The sequence below is a fragment of the Streptomyces cinereoruber genome, from assembly GCF_009299385.1.
GTDB lineage: Bacteria > Actinomycetota > Actinomycetes > Streptomycetales > Streptomycetaceae > Streptomyces > Streptomyces bikiniensis.
The window spans coordinates 5,957,171-5,981,868 of sequence record NZ_CP023693.1 but is presented as its reverse complement, the minus strand read 5'-3'; the positions used below and the strand labels follow the sequence as shown (position 1 = coordinate 5,981,868).

The following is a 24,698-nucleotide window of genomic DNA, read 5'->3' as shown; positions in this document are numbered from 1 at the left end:
TATGACGGTCTCTCAGGACGTCACCGCGGCCGACCTCAAGGCACTCGCCGAACAGGCCGGCCGCGACCTGGAGGACGCCTCCGCGACGGAGATCCTCCGCTGGGCCGTCGACACCTTCGGCGAGCGCTTCTGCGTCACCTCCTCCATGGAGGACGCGGTCGTCGCCCACCTCGCCTCCCGGGTCCGCCCCGGCGTGGACGTCGTCTTCCTCGACACGGGTTACCACTTCGAGGAGACCATCGGCACCCGCGACGCCGTGGACGCCGTCATGGACGTCAACGTCATCACCCTGACGCCGCGTCAGACCGTGGCCGAGCAGGACGCCGAGTACGGTCCGAAGCTGCACGACCGCGACCCCGACCGGTGCTGCGCGCTGCGCAAGGTCGCCCCCCTGGAGGAGGGCCTGACCTCGTACCGCGCGTGGGCCACCGGCCTGCGCCGCGACGAGTCCCCGACCCGGGCGAACACCCCGGTCGTCGGCTGGGACGAGAAGCGCGGCAAGGTCAAGGTCTCGCCCATCGCCCGCTGGACCCAGGACGACGTCGACGCGTACGTCGCGGAGCACGGCGTCCTCACCAACCCGCTCCTCATGGACGGGTACGCCTCCGTCGGCTGCGCCCCCTGCACCCGCCGGGTCCTGGAGGGCGAGGACGCCCGCGCCGGACGCTGGGCGGGCCGCGGCAAGACCGAGTGCGGACTGCACGGCTGATGACCACGACCCCTCATCCCCTTTCAGCGACCTCCCGGGAGAACCACGTGACCGGTGCCACCATCTGGCTCACCGGCCTGCCGAGCGCCGGCAAGACCACCATCGCGTACGAGCTGGCCGGACGGCTGCGCGACGAGGGCCACCGCGTCGAGATCCTCGACGGCGACGAGATCCGCGAGTTCCTCTCGGCGGGCCTCGGCTTCACCCGCGAGGACCGGCACACCAACGTGCAGCGGATCGGCTTCGTCGCCGAGCTGCTCGCCTCGCACGGCGTGAAGGTCCTGGTGCCGGTCATCGCCCCGTACTCCGACAGCCGCGAGGCGGTCCGCAAGCGCCACCACGCCGAGGGCACCGCCTTCGTCGAGGTGCACGTGGCCACCCCCGTCGACGTCTGCTCCGTCCGCGACGTGAAGGGCCTGTACGCCAAGCAGGCGGCGGGCGAGATCAGCGGCCTCACCGGGGTCGACGACCCGTACGAGGCCCCCGAGGCCCCCGATCTGCGGATCGAGTCCCAGAACCAGACCGTGCAGGAGTCCGCGGCGCAGCTCCACGCGCTGCTCACCGAGAAGGGCCTGCTGTGACCACTGTCGCCCACGTCCACGACACGACCGACGGCTCGTTCGCGCTGTCGCACCTGGACTCCCTGGAGTCCGAGGCGGTGCACATCTTCCGCGAGGTGGCGGGCGAGTTCGAGCGGCCGGTGATCCTCTTCTCCGGCGGCAAGGACTCCATCGTCATGCTGCACCTGGCGCTGAAGGCGTTCGCGCCGGCGCCGGTGCCGTTCACGCTGCTCCACGTCGACACCGGGCACAACTTCCCCGAGGTCATCGAGTACCGCGACCGCACGGTCGAGCGGCACGGCCTGCGGCTGCACGTCGCCTCCGTGCAGGAGTACATCGACGCCGGGAAGCTCCGCGAGCGCCCCGACGGCACCCGCAACCCGCTCCAGACCGTGCCGCTGACCGAGGCCATCCAGCAGCACCGGTTCGACGCCGTCTTCGGCGGCGGGCGCCGCGACGAGGAGAAGGCCCGCGCCAAGGAGCGCGTCTTCTCCCTGCGCGACGAGTTCTCGCAGTGGGACCCACGCCGCCAGCGCCCCGAGCTGTGGCAGCTCTACAACGGCCGGCACGCCCCCGGCGAGCACGTCCGCGTCTTCCCGCTGTCCAACTGGACCGAGCTGGACGTGTGGCAGTACATCCAGCGCGAGGGGATCGAGCTTCCGGAGATCTACTTCGCGCACGAGCGCGAGGTGTTCGCCCGCAACGGCATGTGGCTGACGGCGGGCGAGTGGGGCGGCCCGAAGGAGACCGAGACGGTCGAGACCCGGCTGATCCGCTACCGGACCGTCGGCGACATGTCCTGCACCGGCGCCGTCGACTCCGACGCCACCACGCTCGACGCGGTGATCGCCGAGATCGCCGCCTCCCGGCTCACCGAGCGGGGCGCCACCCGCGCCGACGACAAGATGTCCGAGGCCGCGATGGAAGACCGCAAGCGCGAAGGGTACTTCTAATGAGCACGTCCACCGAGCAGTCGGCCGACCTGACGGCGGCCACCACCCTGCTGCGCTTCGCGACCGCCGGTTCCGTCGACGACGGCAAGTCCACCCTGGTGGGCCGGCTCCTGCACGACTCCAAGTCGGTCCTCGCCGACCAGCTGGAGGCCGTGGAGCACGCCTCGCGCTCCCGCGGCCAGGAGGCGCCCGACCTGGCGCTGCTCACCGACGGCCTGCGGGCCGAGCGGGAACAGGGCATCACCATCGACGTGGCCTACCGCTACTTCGCCACGCCCCGGCGCCGGTTCATCCTCGCCGACACCCCGGGGCACGTGCAGTACACCCGGAACATGGTCACCGGCGCCTCGACCGCCGAGCTGGCCGTGGTCCTGGTCGACGCCCGCAACGGCGTCGTGGAGCAGACCCGCCGGCACGCCGCCGTCGCCGCCCTGCTCCGCGTCCCGCACGTGGTCCTGGCCGTGAACAAGATGGACCTGGTCGACTACGCGGAGCCCGTCTTCGCCGCCATCGCCGAGGAGTTCACGACGTACGCCTCCGAGCTGGGCGTCCCGGAGATCACCGCGATCCCGATCTCGGCGCTCGCCGGCGACAACGTCGTGGAGCCGTCGGCGAACATGGACTGGTACGGCGGTCCCACCGTCCTGGAGCACCTGGAGACGGTCCCGGTCAGCCACGACCTGACGGCCTGCCACGCCCGGTTCCCCGTGCAGTACGTGATCCGGCCGCAGACCGCCGAGCACCCCGACTACCGGGGCTACGCCGGTCAGATCGCCGCCGGCGCCTTCCGGGTCGGCGAGGAGGTCACCGTACTGCCGTCCGGGAAGACCTCCACGATCACGGCGATCGACGCGCTCGGCGAGGCCGTCGACATCGCGTGGGCGCCGCAGTCGGTGACGATCCGGCTCGCCGACGACATCGACATCTCGCGCGGCGACCTGCTCGCCCCGGCCGGTGACGCCCCGGCCACCAGCCAGGACGTCGAGGCGACCGTCTGCCACGTGGCGGACCGGCCGCTCGCGGTCGGCCAGCGGGTCCTGCTCAAGCACACCACCCGTACGGTCAAGGCGATCGTCAAGGAGATCCCCTCGCGGCTGACCCTGGACGACCTCTCCCAGCACCCGGACCCCGGGCAGCTGGTCGCCAACGACATCGGCCGGGTCGTGGTCCGCACCGCCGAGCCGCTGGCGCTCGACGCGTACGCGGACTCCCGCCGCACCGGTTCGTTCCTGCTGATCGACCCGGCGGACGGCACCACGCTCGCGGCCGGCATGGCGGGCGAGTCCTTCGCCACCGCCAAGGCCGTCGCGGTCGCGGACGACGAGGAGGGTTGGGACTTCTGATGGCCCGGAACGTGTACGCCACTTTCGCGAAGGAAGGTGGCCGCGTAGGCAGCGGCACCCTCGGCAGCGGCCAGGGAGGGGTGGCGCGATGTGCGCGATGACGTACGCGCACCGCATGCGCGCCCGCACCCCCCACGAGCCGTACCCGCCCCCGCTCCACCGCCGAAGACGTGCGTCATGAGACCACGTGCCGAGAGGAACGCCTCCCGTGTCTGCCAACGGAAACGCCCGCACCACGAGTAAGACCCTGCGCCGCGGCGTCGTCGCCGCCGCCCTGCCCCTGCTGATCGGCGCGCTCGCCTCCTGCGGCTACGGCTCGCAGGCGCCGAAGGACGAGTCCGCCGACAAGAAGGCGCCCGTCGCGGCCGGCGCGAAGAAGCTCTCCGCCTCCGAGGTGCGGATCGGCTACTTCCCGAACCTGACGCACGCCACCGCGCTGATCGGCGTCCAGGACGGACTGATCCAGAAGGAGCTGGGCGGCACGGTGCTGAAGCCCCAGACCTTCAACGCGGGCCCGTCCGAGATCGAGGCGCTCAACGGCGGCTCCCTCGACATCGGCTTCATCGGCCCCTCGCCCTCCATCAACGCGTACGTCAAGTCCAAGGGCAAGAACCTGCGGATCGTCTCCGGCTCCGCCTCCGGCGGCGTGAAGCTGGTCGTGAACCCGGACAGGATCAAGACCCTGGACGACCTCAAGGGCAAGAGGATCGCCACCCCGCAGAAGGGCAACACGCAGGACGTCGCGCTCCTCAACTGGATCTCCGAGAAGGGCTGGAAGGTCGACCCGGAGTCCGGCAAGGGTGACGTCTCGGTCGTCCGCACGGACAACAAGGTCACCCCGGACGCCTTCAAGTCCGGCTCGATCGACGGCGCGTGGGTCCCCGAGCCGACCGCGTCCAAGCTGGTCTCCCAGGGCGGATCCGTCCTCCTCGACGAGACCGCCCTGTGGCCCGACAAGAAGTTCGTGATCACGAACGTCATCGTGTCGCAGAAGTTCCTCACGGAGCACCCGGACGTGGTCGAGGCCGTGCTGAAGGGGACGGTGAAGACCAACGAGTGGATCAACGCCAACCCGGAGAAGGCGAAGGAGTCCGCCAACGCGGCCCTGAAGGGCCTCAGCGGCAAGCCCCTGGACGCCAAGGTCATCGACCCGGCGTGGCCCAGCATCGCGATCACCGACGACCCGCTGGCCGCGACGCTGAAGACCCAGTCCGAATGGGCCGTCGAGGCCGGGCTCATCGAGCAGCCCGACCTGGCCGGCATCTACGACCTGACGCTCCTCAACAAGGTGCTGAAGGCCGCGGGCAAGCCCGAGGTCTCCGACGCCGGCCTCGGCGCCAAGTAACCCGCGCCGGCGCATCCACGAACCCCAGGAGGTGACGACCATGGCCACGACGCTCGCCAAGGCGGCCGAGGGCATCGCAGCGGAGCAGACGCACTCCGCCCGGATCGAGCACGTCTCGAAGTCCTTCTCCGGCCCGGCCGGTACCCAGCTCGTCCTGGACGACGTCAGTCTCGACGTCGCACCCGGCGAGTTCGTCACCATCCTGGGGGCCTCGGGGTGCGGCAAGTCCACGCTCCTCAACCTGGTGGCGGGACTCGACCGGCCGACCCAGGGGTCCATCGAGACCCCGGGCGGCCGGCCGGCCCTGATGTTCCAGGAGCACGCCCTCTTCCCGTGGCTGACCGCGGGCAAGAACATCGAACTGGCCCTGCGGCTGCGCGGGGTGCCCCGGGCCGAGCGCCGGCCGGAGGCCGAGCGGCTGCTCGAACTGGTGCGGCTCGGCGGCGCGTACGGCAAGCGGGTGCACGAGCTGTCCGGCGGCATGCGGCAGCGGGTGGCCCTCGCCCGGTCGCTCGCCCAGGACAGCCAGCTGCTCCTGATGGACGAGCCGTTCGCGGCCCTGGACGCCATCACGCGCGACGTGCTGCACGGCGAGCTGGCCCGCATCTGGAAGGAGACGAACCTCTCCGTCCTCTTCGTCACCCACAACGTGCGCGAGGCCGTGCGCCTCGCCCAGCGCGTGGTCCTGCTCTCCTCCCGGCCCGGCCGGGTGGCGAAGGAATGGACCGTGGACATCCCGCAGCCCCGCCGCATCGAGGACGCGGACGTGGCCGAGCTGTCCGTCGAGATCACTGAACACCTGCGTGGGGAGATCCGCCGCCATGGCCAGCACTGACACCGCCCCGAAGGCCAAGGCGGACGACCTCGCCGGCCTGGAGGCCGGGCTCGACGCCCTGGACGCGGTCGAGGTCCGCCGCACCCCGGTCCGCGAGGTCCTCGTCAAGAAGGTCCTCCCGCCCACCCTCGCCGTCGCCCTGGTCCTCGCCGTCTGGCAGGTCCTCGTCTCCGCGGGGATCACCGAGGAGACCAAGCTGCCCGCGCCGTCCGCGGTGTGGGACGGCCTGGCCGACATGTGGCTCCAGGGCACCCTCCTGGAGGTCATCTGGACCAGCGTGTCCCGGGGCCTGGCCGGCTTCCTGCTCGCCCTCGCCATCGGCACCCCGCTGGGCCTGCTCGTGGCCCGGGTGAAGTTCGTGCGCGCCGCGATCGGCCCGATCCTGTCCGGTCTGCAGTCGCTGCCCTCGGTGGCGTGGGTGCCGCCGGCCGTGCTCTGGTTCGGCCTGAACGACGCGATGATGTTCACCGTCATCCTGCTCGGCGCCGTCCCGTCCATCGCCAACGGCCTGGTGTCCGGCGTGGACCAGGTCCCGCCGCTGTTCCTGCGGGCCGGCCGCACCATGGGCGCCACCGGCCTCAAGGGCACCTGGCACGTGGTCCTGCCGGCCGCGCTGCCCGGCTACCTGGCGGGCCTGAAGCAGGGCTGGGCGTTCTCCTGGCGCTCGCTGATGGCCGCGGAGATCATCGCCTCCTCCCCCGACCTGGGCCTCGGCCTGGGCCAGCTCCTGGAGAACGGGCGCAACAACATCGACCTGCCCGGCGTGTTCCTGGCGATCCTGCTGATCCTGATCGTCGGCATCGCGATCGACCTGCTGATCTTCAGCCCGCTGGAGCGGTGGGTGCTCCGCAGCCGCGGCCTGCTGGTGAAGTGAGCTCTGAACCCCCATGAACCGTCCCGTCCTTCTCGTGATCGCCCACGGCAGCCGCGACCCGCGGCACGCGGCCACCGTCCAGGCGCTGATGCGCCGCGCCGGTGCGCTGCGGCCGGGGCTGCGCGTGGAGACGGCGTTCCTGGACTTCAACCTGCCGTCGGTGACGGGGGTCCTGGACCGGCTCGCCGCCGAGGGGGTACGGGACGTGGTGGCGCTGCCGCTGCTCCTGACCCGGGCCTTCCACGCGAAGGCGGACGTGCCGGCCGTCCTGCGGCAGGCCCCCGCCTCGCTGCGGATCCGGCAGGCGGAGGTCCTGGGCCCGTCGCCGCTGCTCGTCGCGGCGGTGGAACGGCGGCTGTACGAGGCCGGGCTCGCGCCCGGCGACAAGAGCGCGACCGGGGTCGTCCTGGCCTCGGCGGGCTCCACAGACCCGGAGGCGATCGCGGTGATCGCAGAAACGGCGCGGGAGCTGCGGCGCACCGGTTGGTGCTCCGTGCGGCCCGCGTTCGCCTCCGCATCCCTTCCCCGTACGGAGGACGCCGTACGGGTGCTGCGCGCCGAGCCGGGCGTCCGGCGGGTGGCGGTCGCCCCGTACGTGATCGCGCCGGGGCGCCTCCCGGACCGGATCGCCGCGGGCGCGGCGGAGGCGGACGTCCTGGCGGACGTCCTCGGCCCCTCGCCCGAGCTGGCCCGGCTGCTGCTCGCCCGCTACGACGGGGCGACGCGGGCGGCCGAGCGGGTGACGGCCGCGGCCGTCTGACTTTCCGACACCTCTCCTCCTCGCGCATCCGCCGCCCCCGTATGGGCCGAATGCAGCACGGGGCCACGCATCGCCCCGCGTTCCCGGGTACACCCACCGGGACCGCTTCCGAGGCGACGTGAGGGAGGTGACGGGCGTCCATGGACACCGGCGCCGAGGTGGTCGTCGTCGGGGGCGGCGCGGCCGGGCTGTCCCTCGCGTGGCGGCTGCTCGCTCCCCCGGACGGCGTCCCCGTCCCCCGCGTCACCCTCGTGGAGGCGCCACCGGGACCGCTGCGGCCCCCGGAGCGGACCTGGTGCTTCTGGGAGGCCGGCCCCGGCCCGTACGACTCCTTCCTGACCGCGAGCTGGGGCGGGCTGCGGGTGCGGGGGCCCGACGGGTCCGGCCCCGTGCGGTCCCTGGGCCGCCTGCGGTACAAGATGCTGCGCTCCGGGGACTTCGAGCGGGGCCTGCGGCCCCGGCTCTCCGCGCTGCGCCGGGTCGAGGCCGTCGTGGAGGAGGTCGCCGACGGGCCGGAGGGCGCCGTCGTGGTCTGCCGTAAGGCCGACGGGTCCGTCTCGCGGCTCCCGGCCCGCTGGGTCTTCGACTCCCGGCCGCCCGCCGTCGCGCCGCCCGCCCGGACCGTGCTGCTCCAGCACTTCCGCGGCTGGTTCGTACGGGCCGAACGGCCGGTGTTCGCGCCGGACGCCGTCGAGCTGATGGACTTCCGCACGCCCCGGCCCGCACACGGCCTCTCCTTCGGGTACGTCCTCCCCGTCAGCCCGTACGAGGCCCTCGTCGAGTACACCGAGTTCGGCCGGGCCCCGCTGACGACCGCCGCCTACGACCGGGCCCTGGACCGGTACACCCGGGACGTGCTGGGGCTCGGCCCCTTCCGGGTGCTCGGCACCGAGCAGGGCGTCATCCCGATGAGCGACGGGCGCCACCCCCGCAGGGCGGGCCGGCACGTCTTCCGGATCGGGGCGGCGGGCGGGGCCGTCCGGCCCTCCACCGGGTACGCCTTCGCGGCGATCCAGCGGCAGGCCCGGGCCGTCGCGGACGCCCTGCACGGGGGCCGGTGCCCGGTGCCTCCGCCCGCGTACTCCGCCCGGGCGCTCGCCATGGACTCCGTGCTGCTGCGCGGTCTCGACACGGGCCGGATCGACGGCCCGGCCTTCTTCACCGGCCTCTTCGCCCGCGTCCCCTGCGAGCGTCTGCTCCGCTTCCTGGACGGCGCCACCGGCCCGGCCGAGGAGTTCTCCATCGGGCTGCGCACGCCCGTCCCCGCCATGCTCCGCACGGCGGCCGAAGTACCCCTACTCCCCCGGCGCCCCCGCCCGGGACCGCACCAGGAGGCCCCCGATGACCGGCTCTGAACTCCCCACCACCCCGGTCCCGCGTCGCGGTCGTGACCGTCGGGCGGTCGTCCTGCCCGCGCACCCCGGGCGGGAACGGGCGGACCGGGACGGCCCGCGCTGCGCCGTCGTCGGGGGCGGGATCGCGGGCATCGCCGCCGCGACCGTCCTCGCGGAGCGCGGGGTCCGCGTCACCCTGTACGAGCGCGAGGCGTCGCTCGGCGGGCGGCTCGCCGGCTGGCCCGTGGAGCTGGCGGACGGCTCGGCCGCGACGATGAGCCGGGGCTTCCACGCCTTCTTCCGGCAGTACTACAACCTGCGCGGGCTGCTGAGGCGCGTCGATCCGGGCCTGGAGCGGCTGCGGCCGCTGCCCGACTACCCCCTGCTGCACGGCTCGGGCCTGTACGACAGCTTCGCGCGCGTCCCCCGCACACCGCCGTGGAGCGCCCTGGGCTTCGCCGCGCTCAGCCCCAGCTTCGGCGTGCGGGACCTGGCCCGGATGAACCCCCGGGCGGCGCTGCCGCTCCTGGACGTGCGCCTGCCCGGCGTCCACGACCGGTACGACGACATGAGCGCCCGGGAACTGCTCGACCGGATCCGCTTCCCGGAGAAGGCCCGGCACCTCGCCTTCGAGGTCTTCTCCCGCAGCTTCTTCGCCGACCCCGGGGAGCTGTCGGCGGCCGAACTCGCCCTGATGTTCCACATCTACTTCCTGGGCTCCTCCGAGGGGCTGCTCTTCGACGTGCCCGACGAGCCCTATCCGCAGGCCCTGTGGGACCCCCTCGCCCGCTACCTGGAGGGCCACGGCGTCGACATCCGCGCCGGGGCCCCCGTCGCCGGGGTCGAGAGCGCGCCGGGCGGGGGCCACCTGGTGCACGGTCCGAGCGGTACGGAGCGGTTCGACGCGCTCGTCCTGGCTCTCGACACCGCCGGGCTCCGGACGGTCGCGGCGGCCTCGCCCACGCTGTGCGACGAGGCCTGGCGCGCCCGGGTCGCCGCGCTGCGCACGGCCCCGCCGTTCCTGGTGACCCGGCTCTGGCTGGACCGTCCCGTCGCCCCGGACCGGCCCGGCTTCCTCGGGACCGGCGGCCACGGCCCGCTGGACAACGTCAGCGTCCTCGACCGGTGGGAGGGCGAGGCCGCCCGCTGGGCCGGGAAGACAGGCGGCTCCGTGGTCGAGCTGCACGCCTACGCGGCGGACGCGGCGGCGGGTCCGGAGCCGGTCGCGCGGGAGCTGGTCGAGCGGCTGCACCGCGTGTACCCGGAGACGGCCGCCGCGCGGATCGTCGACCGGCGCGACGAATGGCGGCAGGACTGCCCGCTCTTCGCCGTCGGGAGCCACGCGGACCGGCCCGCCGTCGAGACCCCCGACCCCACCGTCACCGTCGCCGGGGACCTGGTCCGCACCGACCTCCCGGTGGCCCTGATGGAACGGGCCGCCACGACGGGCTTCCTGGCGGCCAACGCGCACCTGTGGCGCTGGGGACTGCGGGGGCAGACGCTGTGGACGGTGCCCCGGCGCGGCCGGTCGGCGGTGCTGAGGGCGGTGGCGCGGGCGTACGGGGAGTACTGAACGGGCCGCTGTACGGGGCCGGGGCCCGCCGCCGTACGGGAAGTCCCGGGCCCCACTACCGTACGTCAGCCCGGGAACAGCCCCCGCGCCCGCAGCGACCAGCGCCGCTCCGCGTACGCCAGGTCGTCGCGCCACAGGCGGCCCGCCGCCGCCCGCATCGCCGGACGGAGGAGCGGGGCCGCCAGGCGGGCCAGGGCGAAGCCCCGCCGGTCCGAACCGGCGACGACGGCCTCCACGACGGCCGTGCGGGGGCGCCGGGCACCCGCCGGGGTCAGGGGCGTGGCGTGCGTCTCGACCACCGACCCCGCCCCCTCGCCCGCCGTGATCCGCATGACGACCGTCCTCGGGTCCGGCGCGGTGAACACGGCCCGGACGGGCACCACGACCCGCCCGGCCACCTTGAACGACACCTCCACCTCCAGCGCGTCGTCCTCCTCCGTCGGGGTCCGCAGCACCTCCAGGTCGACGAAGGAGTACGGGTGGAGCCAGGCGCCGTGCCAGGGGTCGAGCCGGTTGGCGACGACGTCCTCCGGCTCGCACGTCCCCACGCCCGTGTAGACGGCGCCGACCGCTCCGGCCGCCGGAGGGCGCTCGGGCACGAAGGGCCGGTCCGTCGGGGCCTCGCCGCCCGCCCGGTCCAGCCTGACCCAGAGCAGCAGTCCGTCGTCGTGCACGGGCCACGGCGCCCAGCCCGCGAAGGGGCCGCCGTCCAGGGCGAGTCCGTGCCAGTGGCAGATCAGCGTCCCGCACCGCACGACGCTGTCCTTGAGCGGCGCCCCCAGGTGCGGGCAGGCGCCCGGGCCCGCGTGGGGCGTCCCCTCCGCGTCGCGCCACAGGACCAGCTCGGTGCCCGCGACGGTCCGCCCGAGCGGCCGGCCGTCCCGCAGGTCGCGGCTGGCGCCGACGACGAACCAGTTGCCCGAGGGACGGGTCCGGGCGCGGTCCAGGGCCTCGGCGATCAGGGCCGGTTTGGCGTCCCGCCAGGTCGGCCGCTGCCGCTCCCAGGGGACGGCGTTCCGGCGCAGCCGCAGCGGGATCTCCGGCCTCCGCATCGCACTCACCGCTCGCCGCCTCCCGCCGGGCCCGCCGTGCCCGTCGTACTGGTCGTGCCCGTCGTACTGGTCGTCTCCGTCGCCCCCGTCGCGCGGTCGAGTTCGGCCCCGTTCCTCGCCCACGTCCTGCGCACGTCCGTGCGCGACAGGGCCGGGACGACGGGGGTGGTAAGGGCCCCGCCCGGCAGGGTGCGGGCGGCGAGGGCGGCAGCCAGGCCGCGCGCCGCCACGGCCGCCCGGCGGCGGCGCCCGACGACCGCCCGGCGGTGCACGGCCGCGTACCCGTCGCGCTCGATGGCCCCCAGGATGTCCCGGTACAGCACGAAGGCGGTGCGGACGCAGGGCGCCGACACGGGGGCGAGCCGGGCGATGCCGGGCTCGGCCTCTCGGTAGACGCCCCGGGTCAGGGCGGCGGCGGCCCGCAGCGCGGCGGTGATCCGGGGGTCCCGGCAGCCGGTCATCCTGCTCCACATCAGCAGGTCGGGATCGACGCCGTACGCGGCGAGGAGGTCCAGGGGCAGGTAGACGCGCCCCCGGTCGAGGTCCTCGCCCACGTCCCGGAGGAAGTTGGTGAGCTGGAAGGCCCGGCCGAGGGCCGCCGCGTACGGCTCGGCCTCCGCGCGGGGGACGACGGTCCCGAGGACGGGGACCATCTGGAGCCCGATGACGGCCGCCGAGCCGTGCATGTAGGCGTGGAGGTCGGCGTACGTCGGGTACCGCTCGACCGTCAGGTCGCTGCGCATCGACGCCAGGAAGTCGGTGAAGTGCCGCTCGGGGATGTGGTGGCGGGCGCGGGCGTCGGCCGCCGCCATCACGACCGGTTCGCGGACCTCCCCGCCCTGGACGGCGTGCCGCCACTGGCTCTCCAGGACGTCCAGGGCGGCGGCGCGCTCCTCCGTGGTGGCGTCGGTGCCCAGGTCGTCGACGATGTCGTCGGCGCGCCGCGCGAAGCCGTACAGGGCGTGGACGGCCGCGCGCCGGTCGACGGGCAGGAGGCGGGTGGCCAGGAAGTACGTCCTGCCGTGACGGGCGTTGAGGCGCCGGCAGGCGGTGTACGCGGCCCGCAGGCGCGGGTCGGTGATGCCGGCGGCGTCCAGCTCCCGGGCCGTCATCGCGCGGCCCCGCTCGCTCCGGGCACCCGCGTCCGGTCCGCCTCCGGTGGCGCGGGGCGCCGGCGGCCGGGGCGGGCGGGGCCGCCGGTGATCCGGGCCGCCGCGAGCTTCCCGGAGAGGAGCACGGTGGGGACGCCGACGCCGGGGGTGGTGCCGCAGCCGGCGAGGACGGCGTTGGCCGTGCCCCGCACCAGGTTCCGGGGCCGGAAGGGGCCGGTCTGGGCGAAGGTGTGGGCGGCGGAGAAAGGGGTGCCGGCGGCGTGCCCCTGCGCCGTCCAGTCCGCCGGGGTGACCAGGGCCTCCTCCTCGATCGCGTCGCCGAAGCCGTCCAGGCCCCGGCGTTCGAGTTCGCGGACGAGGGCGTCGCGGTAGCGCGGGCCGAGGTCGCCCCAGTGGGCGGCGTCCGGTCCGACGCGGGTGTTCGGGCAGGGGGCGAGGACGTAGTGCAGGTGGCGGCCGGGCGGGGCCAGGGCGGGGTCGGTGGCCGTGGGGCGGGTGACGAGCAGCGAGGGGTCGCTCATCAGGCGCCCCCGGTCGATCAGTTCGCGGAAGGTGCCCTCCCACGCGTGCCCGAAGGAGATCGTGTGGTGGGCGAGTTCGGGCCAGGTGCGGTCCGTCCCGGCGTGGATCACGACCGCGCTCGGGGAATGCCGCAGCCGGACGGGGCGGCGGGGTTCGCGCCCGAGGAGGCCGTAGGCGACGGGCAGGTCCGGGGTGAGGACCACCGCGTCGCAGGGGATCCGGCCGTGTTCGGTGAGGACGGCGGTGACGCGCTCGCCCCGGCGTTCGAGCGCGGTGACCGGCTCGTCGTACCGGACGGCGCCGCCGGCCCGTACCACCGCGTCCGCCATGGCCGCCGGTACGGCGTGCATGCCGCCGCGCGGGAAGTACACCCCGGCGACGGTGTCCATGTAGGCGATCACCGCGTAGGCGGCCAGGGCCCGGGAGGGCGCCACGCCCGCGTACAGGGACTGGAAGGAGAAGACGCGCCGCAGCCGCTCGTCCGCCAGGAAGCGGCCCACGGCCCGGTCGAGCCGACCGAAGCCGCCGAGGGCGGCGAGCCGGGCGAGGTCGGGGTGGAGGAGCTGGACGGGCGAGTCGAAGTTGGCGTCGATGAAGCGGCGCTTCTGGAGCACGTACAGCTCCTCCAGCCAGCGGCGCAGCCGGCGGTACCCCGCGGCCTCGCGGGGGCCGGCGAAGGCCGCGACCTCCGCCTCCATGGCGTCGGGGTCCGTGTGCACGTCGAGGCGGGTGCCGTCGGCGAACAGGCCCCGGTAGGCGGGGTGGAGGGGGACGAGGTCCACGCGGGCGCGCAGGGAGTCCCCGACCGCCCGGAAGGCCTCGTCGAGGAGGTCGGGCATGGTGAGGACGGTCGGCCCGGTGTCGGTCCGGTAGCCGCCGAGGTCGAGGCGGCCGGCCCGGCCGCCCGGGAGCGGGTCGCGCTCGACTACGGTCACCCGGCGTCCGGCGCCGAGGAGGTGGAGGGCGGCGGCGAGCCCGGAGAGCCCCGCGCCCACCACGACGACGTGGTCCGTCGGTCCCGTGATCGTCCTCACCGGACCTCCCCGATGAGAGCGGGGAGGGTGGGCGGGACGGCGGGTACGGGTGGGGCGGGCGGCCCGGGTGGTTCCGGTGCCGAGGCGGGGGTGCGGCCGGGTTCCGGGGCCGGCGGGGCGGGTGCGGCGGCGCGGCCGGTGCCCGCCTCCAGTCCGCAGGCCGCCCCGAAGAGTTCCCCGATCCGGTCCGCCGCGTCCCGCGCGAGCCCGGCGCGCGCGACCGTCTCCGCGCCCCGGACGCACAGCTCCTCGACCCGCCGGGCGACCCGGTCGCGGGCCCCGCAGGAGACGAGCAGGTCGAGGGCGCGGTGCACGTCCTCCTCGGTCGTACGGGCTCCGCCGGTGATCCGCTCCAGGAGTCCGAGGCCCGCCCGGTCCCCCAGCTCGGCGCACCGCTCCCCGGCGACGGCCAGGAGGTACGTCGCCTTCCCCTCCCGGATGTCCTCGCCGACCGGCTTCCCGGTGGCCGCCGGGTCGCCGAAGGCGCCCCGCACGTCGTCGTGGAGCTGGAAGGCGAGCCCGGCGGACCGCCCGGCCTCGCGGAGCGCGCGGACCGTGCCCTCGGGCGCTCCGGCGAGCGTGGCGCCCAGGGCCAGGGGGTGCCCCATCGAGTAGAGGGCCGTCTTGAGGACGGCCGTGCGGGCCGCCCGGTCGGCCGAGGCGTCGCCCGTGACCTGGGCGCGCAGGTCGAGGTACTGGCCCGCGACCATCTCCGTGCGCATCACCCGCCAGACCCCGGCGGCCCGGGGCGCCGACGGCAGCCCCGCGACGGCCTCGGCGAAGGCGTCGTCGGCCCAGGCGAGGGCCAGGTCGCCGGCGAGGACGGCGGCGGCGCCGCCGAACGTGCCGCAGGGCAGCGCGCGCTCCCCCGTGCCGAACCGCGCGTCGAGCTGCACGTGGACGGAGGGGCGACCCCTGCGCAGGGGCGAGCCGTCCATCACGTCGTCGTGGATCAGGGCGCACGTCTGGACGAGTTCGAGGGCGGCCGCGACCCCCAGGGCGGCCGGGGTCTCGCACGCCCCGCCGCCGCTGCCGCGCATCGCCCACCACAGGAACTCGGCGCGCAGCCGCCTCCCGCCGCCCAGGGCGAAGGCGGCGACCCGGTCGGCGATGTCGGCCGCGAAGTCCGGGTCGGCGTCCGCCGCGTCGGCCGCCCGCCGCCGGAGTACGGCGGCGAGGTGCTCCTCGACGGCGGCCGGCACCCCCTCGTCTACCTGAAGTGGATCGGGCACGCGCATCGGTTCACCCCTCGCTCGCCGGGCGGCATCTCTTCGTCCTCACGGGTCATTCAGTACCGCCGGGGGGATCGGATGCACCGTTTCTTGGGCCGCCCGGCCCAATCACCGCCCGGCGCCGCCCGCGCCCGTGCCCGTGTCGGGCGACACTGCGAGCGAGCCCGGGTACGGGGTCCCGACGGAGGAGCGGTCCATGACCTTGCTGCGCGACGCCGACCTCGCCCGCGCCTTCGACCACGCGTCGGGGACCTACGACCGGATGACCTCGGCGAGCCCCGGCTACCACCGGCACCTGCTGCGCTCCGCCCGCCGCCTGGCCCTGTCCGACGGCGGCCGGGGGTGGTCGGTGCTCGACCTCGGCTGCGGTACGGGGGCGTCGACGCGGGCCCTGTTGCGGGCCGCGCCCCGGGCGTCCGTCACCGGCGTCGACGCGTCCGCCGGCATGCTCGACCGGGCGCGGGACAAGCCGTGGCCGCCCGGGGTCTCCTTCGTGCACGCGCCGGTGGAGGGCATGACGGAGGCGGGGGTGCGGGGCCCGTACGACGCGGTCTTCGCCGCCTATCTGTTCCGCAACGTCGTGGATCCCGACGGGGTCCTCGCCCGGGTCCGGGAGGTCCTGCGGCCGGGCGGGCGCCTGGTCGTCCACGAGTACGCCCTCGGGGGCCGGGCCGTAGACCGGGCGGTGTGGTCGGCGGTGATGGGCGCGGTCGTCCTGCCGTGGGGCCGCCGCCACGGGGACGGGGCGCTCTACCGGCACCTGTGGCACAGCGTCCTCGGCTTCGACACGGCGCCCGCCTTCACCGCCCGGCTGCGCCGCGCGGGCTTCACGCACGTGCGGACGCTCCCGCAGCCGGGCTGGCAGACGGGCATCACCCACACGTTCACCGGGGTCAGGGCCTAGGTGACCGCGAGGCCGATGCTGACGGCGTTGGCGACGAGGTAGGCGGCCGTGGTCGACACGGCGACGACCGTGTTCGTCCGCCGTACCGGGGCCCGCCCCTCGGGGTCGGCCCATCGGCAGAGGATGTACGAGGTGCAGCCCACGCCGACCAGGGTGTAGAGCAGGGTGGCCAGGTGGATCTGGTCGACCAGGGTCACCCCGAAGGAGGTCCCCGTCAGGCTGGCGGCGCGCATGCTGAGGACCACGCTGAAGAGGGACGCGCCCAGGATTCCGAGACGTGCCCCCAGGACGGCGATGAAGTCGGCCGTCCAGATCCAGTAGGAGACGAAGGAGATGAGGAAGGCCACGTAGGCGGGCCAGGCCTGTCTGATGAACCCGGCCAGGTCGTCCCGCTCCAGTTCGAGGCCGATGACGAACCGGCTGTACCGGCTGTCCTCTCCGTGGCTGATCCGGGGGTCCCCGAACGACGTCCGGTAGGTGTGCGTGACCACCTCGACGCCGAAGTGCCTGATCTTGAATCCGCCGAGGCTGATGGCGTGGTCGTATCCGGATTCGCCGGTGTCGGCCGCATAGGTGAACTGGGAGGCGTCGTATTCGGCGTCCTCGATCCGGATGGTCACGTCCTGCCGGTCGAACGGGTACTCGCTCAGGTCGAATTCCTGCCGGAAGGTTCCGGAGACCTTCACCTGGGACCAGTACGCGTCGCCGACCTTCTCCACGGACCTGTCGCCCCGGGTGACGCTCGTCGCGTTCACGAACTCCAGGCGCCGGGTGGCGTCGAGGTCGGCGGTCGGGCACACGCTCCACAGCCAGAAGTCCGCGTTGATGGTCCTGGGCGAGACCTCCAGACCGTAGAGGTCCGTGACGTAGGCCCCGACGCGGCAACGGGGGACGGCGGCCCCGGCCGCGGGGGCCGCCGTCCCCATGACCGCCAGGAAGGACAGCGCGCACAGCGACAGGGAGACCAGCCTCCGCCGCACCCGGCCTCCCGGCGTGCCCTCTCGGAATCCTCTGCCGGGTCGGCGGCAGGGGCACGGACGGTCGGGCTTTCCCATGATCGCAAGCTACCGGAGCCCGCCGAAGCGCTTTCCGGGCGACACGCCCCGGTGCGCCGCCCGCCGGCCGTCAGTCCTCCCGGGTCATCTCCACCAGTTTGAGGACCGTGTTCCAGTTGCGGGCGGTGACCACCAGGCCTTTGGAGAGGGAGGGCCGGGAGACGACGTCCCCGAGCCGGGACCTGCCGAGGCCGTCGGGGACGTACAGGTAGAGGACCCGGTCGCCGAGGGCGAAGGCCTCCGGGCGGTGGGCCTCCTGGTCGATCGCGGCGAAGCGTTCCACGTCGGGAGGGCCCGAGAAGTAGAAGGCGTGGAGCTGCTTGCCCTCGATCCCGGCGGTGGGGAACGGGCAGGCCTCCGCGACGGCGGCGAGGTAGGCGCCGCCCCGGACGAGGCAGTCCACGCGGAACCCGAACCGGTCCTCGATCGCCTCTTCGAGCGCGGCCGTGAGTTCGTCCTCCGAGACGCCCGTGTCCGTGGTGAAGACGGCGTTCCCGCTCTGGAGGTGGGTGCGGACGTCCCGGTGCCCGAGGCCTTCGAGGAGGGCGCGGAGCTCCGCCATGGGGACCTTCCGGTGCCCGCTCACGTTGATGCCCCGGAGCAGCGCCGCGTATCTCTGCGTCATGGCCCCAACCTAGGGCCCCGGGACCGGTCCGGGCGCGGAAAGGCCACCGCGCCTCGTGGGGGGCGGCACGGTGGCCGGTTCGAACACTGGTCGATGGAGGGGAGCGGGAGAAGGGCCTTCACCCTACTGTGACTTTTTCAACAAGGTTTCGTAATGACGGGCCGTCCGCGAACCGTTCATTTGCGCCGATAGCGGACGGGTGCCCTGGCGGATGCGAGACTTCGACGCGAACGCACAGGTCAGGTGAGGGAGAGGTCGATGGACGAGGCGCGGGCACGGGAGGTCCTGGACGGGGCGGGGCTGCCGGCCGGGGAGGCCGAACTCCTCGCGCTCGGGGAGAACGCGGTCTTCGCCGTGGGCGACCTGGTGGCGAAGGTCGGCCGGGACGCCGAGCTGCTCGGGCGGGCGGAGCGCGAGCTGGCGCTCGCCGCCTGGCTCGCGGAGGCCGGCGTCCCGGCCGTGCGGGCGGCGGAGGAGAAGCCCCGGCTGGTGGCCGGACACCCCGTCACCCTCTGGCACCGGCTGCCGCCGGCGGTCCGGGCGCCCGAGCCCCGGGACCTCGCCCCGCTGCTCCGGCGGGTCCACGCCCTGCCGGAGCCGGAGGGCTTCGCGCTCCCCCGCCGCGAACTGCTCGGCGGGGTCGAGCGGTGGCTGCGGCTCGCGGGGGACGCGATCGACCCGGCGGACGCGGCCTTCCTGCGCGAGCGGCGCGACTCCTTCGCCCCGGCGGCCGCCGCCCTGACCCCGCGTCTGGCGCCGGGCCCGATCCACGGGGACGCCCTGCCCCGGAACGTCCACGTCGGCCCGGACGGACCGGTCCTGGTCGACCTGGAGACCTTCTCCTCGGACCTGCGCGAGCACGACCTCGTCGTCCTGGCCCTCTCCCGGGACCGGTACGGCCTCGACCCGGCCGCGTACGACGCCTTCACGGAGGCGTACGGCTGGGACGTGCGGGAGTGGGAGGGGTGCGCGGTGCTGCGCGGGGCGCGGGAGACCGCGAGCTGCGCGTGGGTCGCGCAGCACGCGCCGTCGAACCCGAAGGCGCTGGCCGAGTTCGAACGACGGGTGGCCTCGCTGCGGGACGGCGACCCCGAGGTGCGCTGGTACCCGTTCTGACGCCTCGGCCCGCCTCGGCACCCGGCCCGCCCCGGCGCCCGGCCCCCGACGGCGCACCCGTCCTGACGCCCCGCCCGTCCTGACGCCCCGCCCGTTCTGTCATCATGATCCCGTCGAACCGGGCGCCTTGACCAGGGAGTTGCCATGCGGGTGGAGCTGTCGGACGTCACGCTGGACGTCGAGGTGAGCGGCGAGGGGCCGGTCGTCCTGCTGGTGCACGGCTTCCCCGACAGCCATCACCTGTGGCGCCACCAGGTCCCGGCCCTGACCTCGGCGGGCTTCCGGTGCGTGACCCCCACCCTGCGGGGCTTCGGCGCGTCGGACCGGCCGGAGGGCGGCCCGGAGGCGTACCACCCGGCGAAGCACGTCGGCGACCTGCTCGAACTCCTCGCCCGGCTCGACGTGGACCGCTTCCACCTGGTCGGCCACGACTGGGGCTCGGGCGTGGCCCAGGGCCTCGCCCACGCGGTGACGGACCGGGTGCGGAGCCTGACCCTGCTGTCGGTGGGACACCTGACGGCGAACCTGGAGGCGGGCTGGGAGCAGCGGCAGCGCTCCTGGTACATGCTGCTGTTCCAGCTCGCGGGGGTCGCCGAGGACTGGCTCGCGCGGAACGACTTCGCGCAGCTGCGCGAGATGCTGGCCGAGCACCCGGACGCGGAGTCCGTGATCGAGCCGTTGCGCGCGCCGGGCGCCCTGACGGCCGCGCTGAACATCTACCGGGCCGGGCTGCCGCCCGAGGTCCTGTTCGGCGCGGACAGGTCGGCGCCGCCGCTCCCGGAGGCCGTTCCGGTGATGGGCGTCTGGTCGGCGGGCGACCGCTTCCTCACCGAGCGCTCGATGTCCCGCACGGGCGAGCACGTCGCCGGGGACTGGCGCTACGAGCGGGTCGAGGACGCGGGCCACTGGCTCCAGCTCGACCGGCCGGAGAAGGTGAACGAGCTGCTGCTCTCCTTCCTCAAGGAGAACTAGGGCCTGTCCGACCCCGATCCGCCGGACAGGCCCTAGCGCGCCGGCACCACCGCGTCGCGCAGGGGCCACGCCGTGTCGACCACCGCCTCCGCGTCGCCCTTGCGGCGCAGGAAGGCCTGGAAGTCCTCGGCCCAGGCGCGGTACCAGTCGATCTGGCGCGCGTGCAGCTCGGCCGGGTCGAGGTCGGCGACCCGCCGGTGCCGCTCGGCTATCGCGACGGCGACCCGGACGGCGGCGAGCGCGTCGGCCGCGGCCTCGTGGGCGGATTCGAGGACGACGCCGTACTCCCCGCAGACCGCCTCCAGGGTCCGCTTGCCGCGCCGGTAGCGGTCGACGGCGCGGTCGATGGTGTACGGGTCGACGACCGGGCCTATCCCGGTGCCGCCGAGCCGCTCCTCCATCGAGGGCAGCCCGTGGCGGCGCAGCTCGGCGGCGAGGAGCGTGAGGTCGAACGAGGCGTTGTAGGCGACGACCGGGACGCCGTCCTCCCAGTACCCCGTGAGGGCCTTCGCGATCTCGTCGGCCACCTCGCGCACCGGCCGGCCCTCGGCCGTCGCGCGCTCGGTGGTGATGCCGTGGATCGCGGCGGCCTGGTCGGGGATGCCGACTCCCGGGTCGGCGAGCCAGTCCCGCCGCCGGGCGACGCTCCCCCCGCCGTCCACCTCCACGACCGAGGCCGTCACGATGCGGGCCTCCAGCGGGTCGGTGCCGGTCGTCTCCAGGTCGAAGCCGACCAGCGTCTCGCCGTGCCAAGCCATCGGGTCCTCCTTACGTGATCTCCCCCGTGGTACTGACCACCCTCGCACGCGGCACTGACAACCGCCTCGGGTCCCCCTTCTTCCCCCCGGGGGTCAGGAGACGGGCCGGGAGTCGAGCCAGACCGATTCGAACTCCTCCCGGTACGTCTCGAACAGGCCGTGGTCCCCGTCGCGGGCGTGCTGGCCGTGGCGGACCACGTTCCGGCCGCCGCCGCGCAGCACGAGGACGGGTGCCTCCATGCCCCGGGCGCGGCGCAGGTAGGACTGGACGACGCCGACCCCGTCGGGGCCGTCGCCGTCCACCAGGTAGGCGGTGAAGCGGGGGGTCTCGTCGAAGACGTGGATCTGGAAGGCGCCGGGGTCGCGGAGCTTGGAGCGGACCCGGCGCATGTGCAGGATGTTCATCTCGACCGAACGGCTCAGTTCGCCCTTCTTCAGGCCGAGCTCCCGCTCGCGGCGCTTGACCGCGCTGCTCGCGGGGTTGAGGAAGAGGAGCCGGGTCCGGCAGCCGGACTCGGCGAGGCGCACCATGCGGCGCCCGGAGAAGTTCTGCACGAGCAGGTTCAGGCCTATGCCGGTGGCGTCGAGGCGGCGGGCGCCGCCGAAGAGGTCCTCGGCGGGCAGCTGCCGCTGGAGCCGGACCCGGTCGGGGTGGACCTGCACCACGTCCGCGTACCGGTCGCCGACGAGGTCCTCGACGGCGTCCACGGGCAGCCGGTCGGCGGACGGGACCCCGGCCCCGCTGCCGAGGATCTCCAGGATGCGGGCGGAGGCGCGTTCGGACTGGGCGAGGACGGTCAGCGAGAGGGCCCGGTTGCGGGAGACCACGTTGCGCGTGACCTCCAGCTCGTCCAGGGCGAGCTCGACCTCGCGCCGGTCGTCGAAGTAGGGCTCGAAGCAGGGCCAGTGCTGCACCATCAGCTCGCGGAGCTGCGGGAGGGTGAGGAAGCTGAGCACGTTGTCGTCGGCCGGGTCGAGGAGGTAGCCCTTGCGGCGGGAGACCTCGCGCACGGCGACGGCGCGCTGCACCCACTCCTGTCCGGCCGGTCCGGCGGCGGCGACCACCCACTCCTCGCCGTGGACCGGTTCGTACACGGGCCGCAGGACGGCGGCGACGACGGCCCGCAGGCGCTGTTCGACGAGATTCAGCCAGATGTAGGCGCGGCCGGCGCGCTGGGCCCGGGTGCGGACCTCGCTCCAGGCCTCGGCGTCCCAGTCGAGCTCGGCCCCTATCTCGACCGGCCTGGTCACGGCGACCGTGCCGGGCGGCGCACCGGCGCCCGGGGGCGCGCCCGCGCCCGGTGGCACGCCGGCCCCCGGGGGTGCGGCCGCTCCGGGCGGCGCCTCGGCGGGGCCGGCCGGACCGCCGTCCCGGTCCGCGTCCCCTGGGGGCAGCTCCAGACCTCCCGGGCTCACCCGCGCACCGCCTTCTGCTCCTGGACGCTCGTTTCGACCACTCCGACAACGATCAAGGAAGGGTACTCCGGGAGCGGGAGGCGGTGCAGCAGGATCGGCGGGCTCCTTCCTCAACTGCCAAGCCGGAAGCGCTTGTTCCGTGGGGCGAGATCGGGTGGAGTGAGCTGATTCATAGCGGTTGCGCCCCCGGGTGCCGACAAGGCCCCGGGGGTGGAACGGCGCCGGTCGCCGCCCTCCGGCCGGGGCGACGCGGCGGAACCCGATGTTGACCCCGGAAGCGGTCCGTCCGGAGTCTCCCGGGTTGTCCGTTCCCCCGGGTGGCGGGATGTCATTTCGTACACATTTCCCATCCTGTCCCCCTCCGGTCGTCGGTCACCCGGTAGGACACGGCGAAGTCCTAGGAGCCGGCCGCTCTTTCGGGCAGGATCTGGCCGAAGACCATCCAGAAAAACCCGGACAGAAGAGGAATAGTCGTATCCATGCAGGTCTGGCCGGGACAGGCGTACCCCTTGGGCGCCACCTATGACGGTGCGGGAACCAACTTCGCGGTCTTCTCGGAGGCCGCCCACAGGATCGAGCTGTGTCTGCTCCACGACGACGGCTCGGAGACGGCGGTGGAGCTGCGCGAGACCGACGCGTTCGTGCGGCACGCCTATCTGCCGGGCGTGATGCCCGGACAGCGGTACGGGTTCCGGGTGCACGGCCCGTACGCCCCGGAGCGGGGGCTGCGCTGCAACCCGGCGAAGCTGCTGCTCGACCCGTACGCGCGCGCGATGTCGGGGCGGATCGAGTGGAGCGAGGCGGTGTACGGCTACCCGTTCGGGAAGCCGGACGCGCGCAACGACCTGGACTCGGGCCCGCACACGATGGCCTCGGTCGTGGTCAACCCGTACTTCGACTGGGGCGACGACCGGCGTCCGCGCACCGAGTACCACCACACGGTGATCTACGAGGCCCATGTGAAGGGCCTGACGATGCTGCACCCGGACCTCCCCGAGGAGCTGCGGGGGACGTACGCGGGCCTGGCGCACCCGTCGGTGATCGGGCACCTGAAGGAGCTGGGGGTGACGGCGCTCGAACTGATGCCCGTCCACCAGTTCGTGAACGACCACCGGCTCGCGGACGCGGGGCTCTCGAACTACTGGGGCTACAACACGATCGGCTTCTTCGCCCCGCACAACGCCTACGCGTCCTGGGGCGACCGGGGCCAGCAGGTCCTGGAGTTCAAGTCGGCGGTCCGGGCGCTGCACCAGGCGGGCATCGAGGTCATCCTCGACGTGGTCTACAACCACACCGCCGAGGGCAACCACCTGGGCCCGACGCTCTCCTTCAAGGGCCTGGACAACCCCTCGTACTACCGGCTCGTGGACGACGCGCCCGCGCACTACTTCGACACCACCGGCACCGGGAACTCGCTGCTCATGCGGTCCCCGCACGTGCTCCAGATGATCATGGACAGCCTGCGGTACTGGGTGACCGAGATGCACGTGGACGGCTTCCGCTTCGACCTGGCGGCCACCCTGGCCCGCCAGTTCCACGAGGTGGACCGCCTCTCGTCCTTCTTCGACCTGGTGCAGCAGGACCCGGTGGTGAGCCAGGTGAAGCTGATCGCCGAGCCGTGGGACGTGGGCGAGGGCGGCTACCAGGTGGGGAACTTCCCGCCGCTGTGGACCGAGTGGAACGGCAAGTACCGGGACTGCGTGAGGGACCTGTGGCGGGGCGAGCCGCGCACCCTCGCGGAGTTCGCCTCCCGGCTGACCGGCTCCTCCGACCTGTACCAGGACGACGGCCGGCGGCCGCTCGCCTCGGTCAACTTCGTGACCTGCCACGACGGCTTCACCCTGCGCGACCTCGTCTCGTACAACGAGAAGCACAACGAGGCGAACGGCGAGGAGAACCGGGACGGCGAGAGCCACAACCGCTCGTGGAACTGCGGGGCGGAGGGCGAGACCGAGGACGTCGGGATCAAGGAGCTGCGCGCCCGCCAGATGCGCAACTTCCTCGCCACCCTGATGCTGTCGCAGGGCGTGCCGATGCTCAGCCACGGCGACGAGTTCGGGCGGACGCAGGACGGCAACAACAACGCGTACTGCCAGGACAACGAGGTGTCCTGGGTCCGGTGGCCCAAGGAGAACAGCGAGGCGGAGGCGACCCTGCTCCGCTTCACGCGGGCGATGGTGCGGCTTCGCCGCGAGCACCCCGTCTTCCGGCGGCGCCGGTTCTTCCACGGGCGGCCGGTCGAGGGCACCCACGACGAGCTGACCGACATCGCCTGGTTCACGCCCGAGGGCGAGGAGATGACCTCCCGGGACTGGCAGGCGGCGCACGCCCAGGCGCTGACCGTCTTCCTCAACGGGAACGCGATCTCGGAGCCGGGCACGCAGGGCGAGCGGATCGCCGACGACTCCTTCCTGCTGATGTTCAACGCCTCGTCGAAGGAGCTGGAGTTCTCGGTGCCGGACAGCCACGGCCACTACTGGCGCACGGTCGTGGACACCTCCGACCCGCAGGGCATGCCACCGCACGAGGGGCCGGAGCTGGCGGGCGGCGAGCGGGTGACGCTCGCGCCGCTCAGCCTGACGGTGCTGCGCCGGCCGGCCTGAGCACCGTTTGA

Annotated in this window: 22 protein-coding genes; 14 read left to right on the top strand and 8 right to left on the bottom strand. The window is 74.0% G+C overall.

The window, feature by feature from the left end; genetic code table 11:
* Position 1 precedes the first annotated feature (1 nt).
* The 10 genes from CP977_RS26970 to CP977_RS26925 all read left to right on the top strand — a co-directional run bounded on the left by CP977_RS26970 (position 2) and on the right by CP977_RS26925 (position 10,286).
* Entirely contained in the window at positions 2–709 is a 708-nt protein-coding gene (locus CP977_RS26970) for a phosphoadenylyl-sulfate reductase (RefSeq protein ID WP_152370958.1), read from the top strand.
* Positions 709–1,290, top strand: coding sequence for an adenylyl-sulfate kinase (cysC, locus tag CP977_RS26965; protein WP_152370957.1), 582 nt, complete (start codon positions 709–711; stop codon positions 1,288–1,290). Before CP977_RS26970 ends, cysC begins: the two co-directional genes overlap by 1 nt.
* Positions 1,287–2,222: a sulfate adenylyltransferase subunit CysD gene (gene cysD, locus CP977_RS26960; protein WP_109184288.1), complete on the top strand. Its 936-nt coding sequence runs from the start codon at positions 1,287–1,289 to the stop codon at positions 2,220–2,222. Before cysC ends, cysD begins: the two co-directional genes overlap by 4 nt.
* Positions 2,222–3,565, top strand: a complete 1,344-nt coding sequence (locus CP977_RS26955; protein WP_062751654.1) for a sulfate adenylyltransferase subunit 1 — start codon at positions 2,222–2,224, stop codon at positions 3,563–3,565. The genes cysD and CP977_RS26955 overlap by 1 nt, the downstream gene beginning before the upstream one ends.
* A gap of 208 nt (positions 3,566–3,773) precedes the next feature.
* Positions 3,774–4,910 (top strand): aliphatic sulfonate ABC transporter substrate-binding protein, encoded by a 1,137-nt coding sequence (locus tag CP977_RS26950; RefSeq protein ID WP_152370956.1) that lies wholly within the window; start codon positions 3,774–3,776, stop codon positions 4,908–4,910.
* A 40-nt stretch (positions 4,911–4,950) separates the two neighbouring features.
* The gene (locus tag CP977_RS26945; RefSeq protein ID WP_062751656.1) at positions 4,951–5,745 is read left to right on the top strand and encodes an ABC transporter ATP-binding protein; all 795 of its coding nucleotides are present in this window, start codon (positions 4,951–4,953) and stop codon (positions 5,743–5,745) included.
* Positions 5,732–6,619: an ABC transporter permease gene (locus tag CP977_RS26940; RefSeq protein WP_062751657.1), complete on the top strand. Its 888-nt coding sequence runs from the start codon at positions 5,732–5,734 to the stop codon at positions 6,617–6,619. Before CP977_RS26945 ends, CP977_RS26940 begins: the two co-directional genes overlap by 14 nt.
* Positions 6,620–6,632: 13 nt before the next feature.
* Positions 6,633–7,379 carry a sirohydrochlorin chelatase gene (locus tag CP977_RS26935; protein WP_152370955.1) on the top strand — a complete coding sequence of 249 codons (747 nt, stop codon included), beginning with the start codon at positions 6,633–6,635 and terminating at the stop codon, positions 7,377–7,379.
* Positions 7,380–7,519: 140 nt separating this feature from the next.
* Positions 7,520–8,734, top strand: a complete 1,215-nt coding sequence (locus CP977_RS26930) for a lycopene cyclase family protein (RefSeq protein ID WP_062751659.1) — start codon at positions 7,520–7,522, stop codon at positions 8,732–8,734.
* Positions 8,721–10,286: an FAD-dependent oxidoreductase gene (locus tag CP977_RS26925; RefSeq protein ID WP_062751660.1), complete on the top strand. Its 1,566-nt coding sequence runs from the start codon at positions 8,721–8,723 to the stop codon at positions 10,284–10,286. The genes CP977_RS26930 and CP977_RS26925 overlap by 14 nt, the downstream gene beginning before the upstream one ends.
* Before the next feature lie 65 nt (positions 10,287–10,351).
* Here CP977_RS26925 and CP977_RS26920 read toward each other — a convergent pair whose 3' ends face one another.
* From CP977_RS26920 to CP977_RS26905, 4 genes are read right to left on the bottom strand one after another with little or no spacing between them, the layout of a single operon-like run.
* On the bottom strand, positions 10,352–11,338 hold the full coding sequence (locus CP977_RS26920) for a Rieske (2Fe-2S) protein (RefSeq protein ID WP_062751661.1): 987 nt from the start codon (positions 11,336–11,338) through the stop codon (positions 10,352–10,354).
* A 5-nt stretch (positions 11,339–11,343) separates the two neighbouring features.
* Positions 11,344–12,450, bottom strand: a complete 1,107-nt coding sequence (locus CP977_RS26915) for a phytoene/squalene synthase family protein (protein WP_152370954.1) — start codon at positions 12,448–12,450, stop codon at positions 11,344–11,346.
* Positions 12,447–14,006 (bottom strand): phytoene desaturase family protein, encoded by a 1,560-nt coding sequence (gene crtI, locus CP977_RS26910; protein WP_062751662.1) that lies wholly within the window; start codon positions 14,004–14,006, stop codon positions 12,447–12,449. Before crtI ends, CP977_RS26915 begins: the two co-directional genes overlap by 4 nt.
* Positions 14,003–15,244 (bottom strand): polyprenyl synthetase family protein, encoded by a 1,242-nt coding sequence (locus CP977_RS26905; protein ID WP_152370953.1) that lies wholly within the window; start codon positions 15,242–15,244, stop codon positions 14,003–14,005. Before CP977_RS26905 ends, crtI begins: the two co-directional genes overlap by 4 nt.
* 190 nt (positions 15,245–15,434) lie before the next feature.
* Between CP977_RS26905 and CP977_RS26900 the strand changes: the two genes are divergently transcribed.
* Complete coding sequence (locus CP977_RS26900; RefSeq protein WP_062751665.1) at positions 15,435–16,142, top strand: methyltransferase domain-containing protein; 708 nt, start codon at positions 15,435–15,437, stop codon at positions 16,140–16,142.
* On the opposite strand, the gene CP977_RS26895 is transcribed toward CP977_RS26900, so the two are convergent.
* Positions 16,139–17,122, bottom strand: coding sequence for a ligand-gated ion channel (locus CP977_RS26895; protein ID WP_062751666.1), 984 nt, complete (start codon positions 17,120–17,122; stop codon positions 16,139–16,141). The two genes, CP977_RS26900 and CP977_RS26895, sit on opposite strands and share 4 nt — an antisense overlap.
* Before the next feature lie 145 nt (positions 17,123–17,267).
* Entirely contained in the window at positions 17,268–17,822 is a 555-nt protein-coding gene (locus CP977_RS26890) for a DUF1697 domain-containing protein (protein ID WP_062751667.1), read from the bottom strand.
* 258 nt (positions 17,823–18,080) lie between these two features.
* On the opposite strand from CP977_RS26890, the gene CP977_RS26885 reads away from it, so the two are divergent.
* Together CP977_RS26885 and CP977_RS26880 are read left to right on the top strand one after the other, a co-directional pair.
* Positions 18,081–18,938 carry a phosphotransferase gene (locus CP977_RS26885; RefSeq protein ID WP_152370952.1) on the top strand — a complete coding sequence of 286 codons (858 nt, stop codon included), beginning with the start codon at positions 18,081–18,083 and terminating at the stop codon, positions 18,936–18,938.
* Positions 18,939–19,082: 144 nt separating this feature from the next.
* Positions 19,083–19,910: an alpha/beta fold hydrolase gene (locus CP977_RS26880; protein ID WP_062751669.1), complete on the top strand. Its 828-nt coding sequence runs from the start codon at positions 19,083–19,085 to the stop codon at positions 19,908–19,910.
* 32 nt (positions 19,911–19,942) lie between these two features.
* Here the strand turns inward: CP977_RS26880 and CP977_RS26875 are convergent, their stop codons facing one another.
* Together CP977_RS26875 and CP977_RS26870 are read right to left on the bottom strand one after the other, a co-directional pair.
* Positions 19,943–20,668 (bottom strand): 3'-5' exonuclease, encoded by a 726-nt coding sequence (locus tag CP977_RS26875; RefSeq protein WP_062751670.1) that lies wholly within the window; start codon positions 20,666–20,668, stop codon positions 19,943–19,945.
* A 93-nt stretch (positions 20,669–20,761) separates the two neighbouring features.
* Positions 20,762–21,976, bottom strand: a complete 1,215-nt coding sequence (locus CP977_RS26870; RefSeq protein ID WP_062756788.1) for an SAV2148 family HEPN domain-containing protein — start codon at positions 21,974–21,976, stop codon at positions 20,762–20,764.
* Between the two features lie 587 nt (positions 21,977–22,563).
* On the opposite strand from CP977_RS26870, the gene glgX reads away from it, so the two are divergent.
* A complete protein-coding gene (gene glgX, locus CP977_RS26865) occupies positions 22,564–24,687 on the top strand; it encodes a glycogen debranching protein GlgX (protein WP_062751671.1) in 2,124 nt (707 codons plus the stop codon).
* Positions 24,688–24,698: the final 11 nt, after the last annotated feature.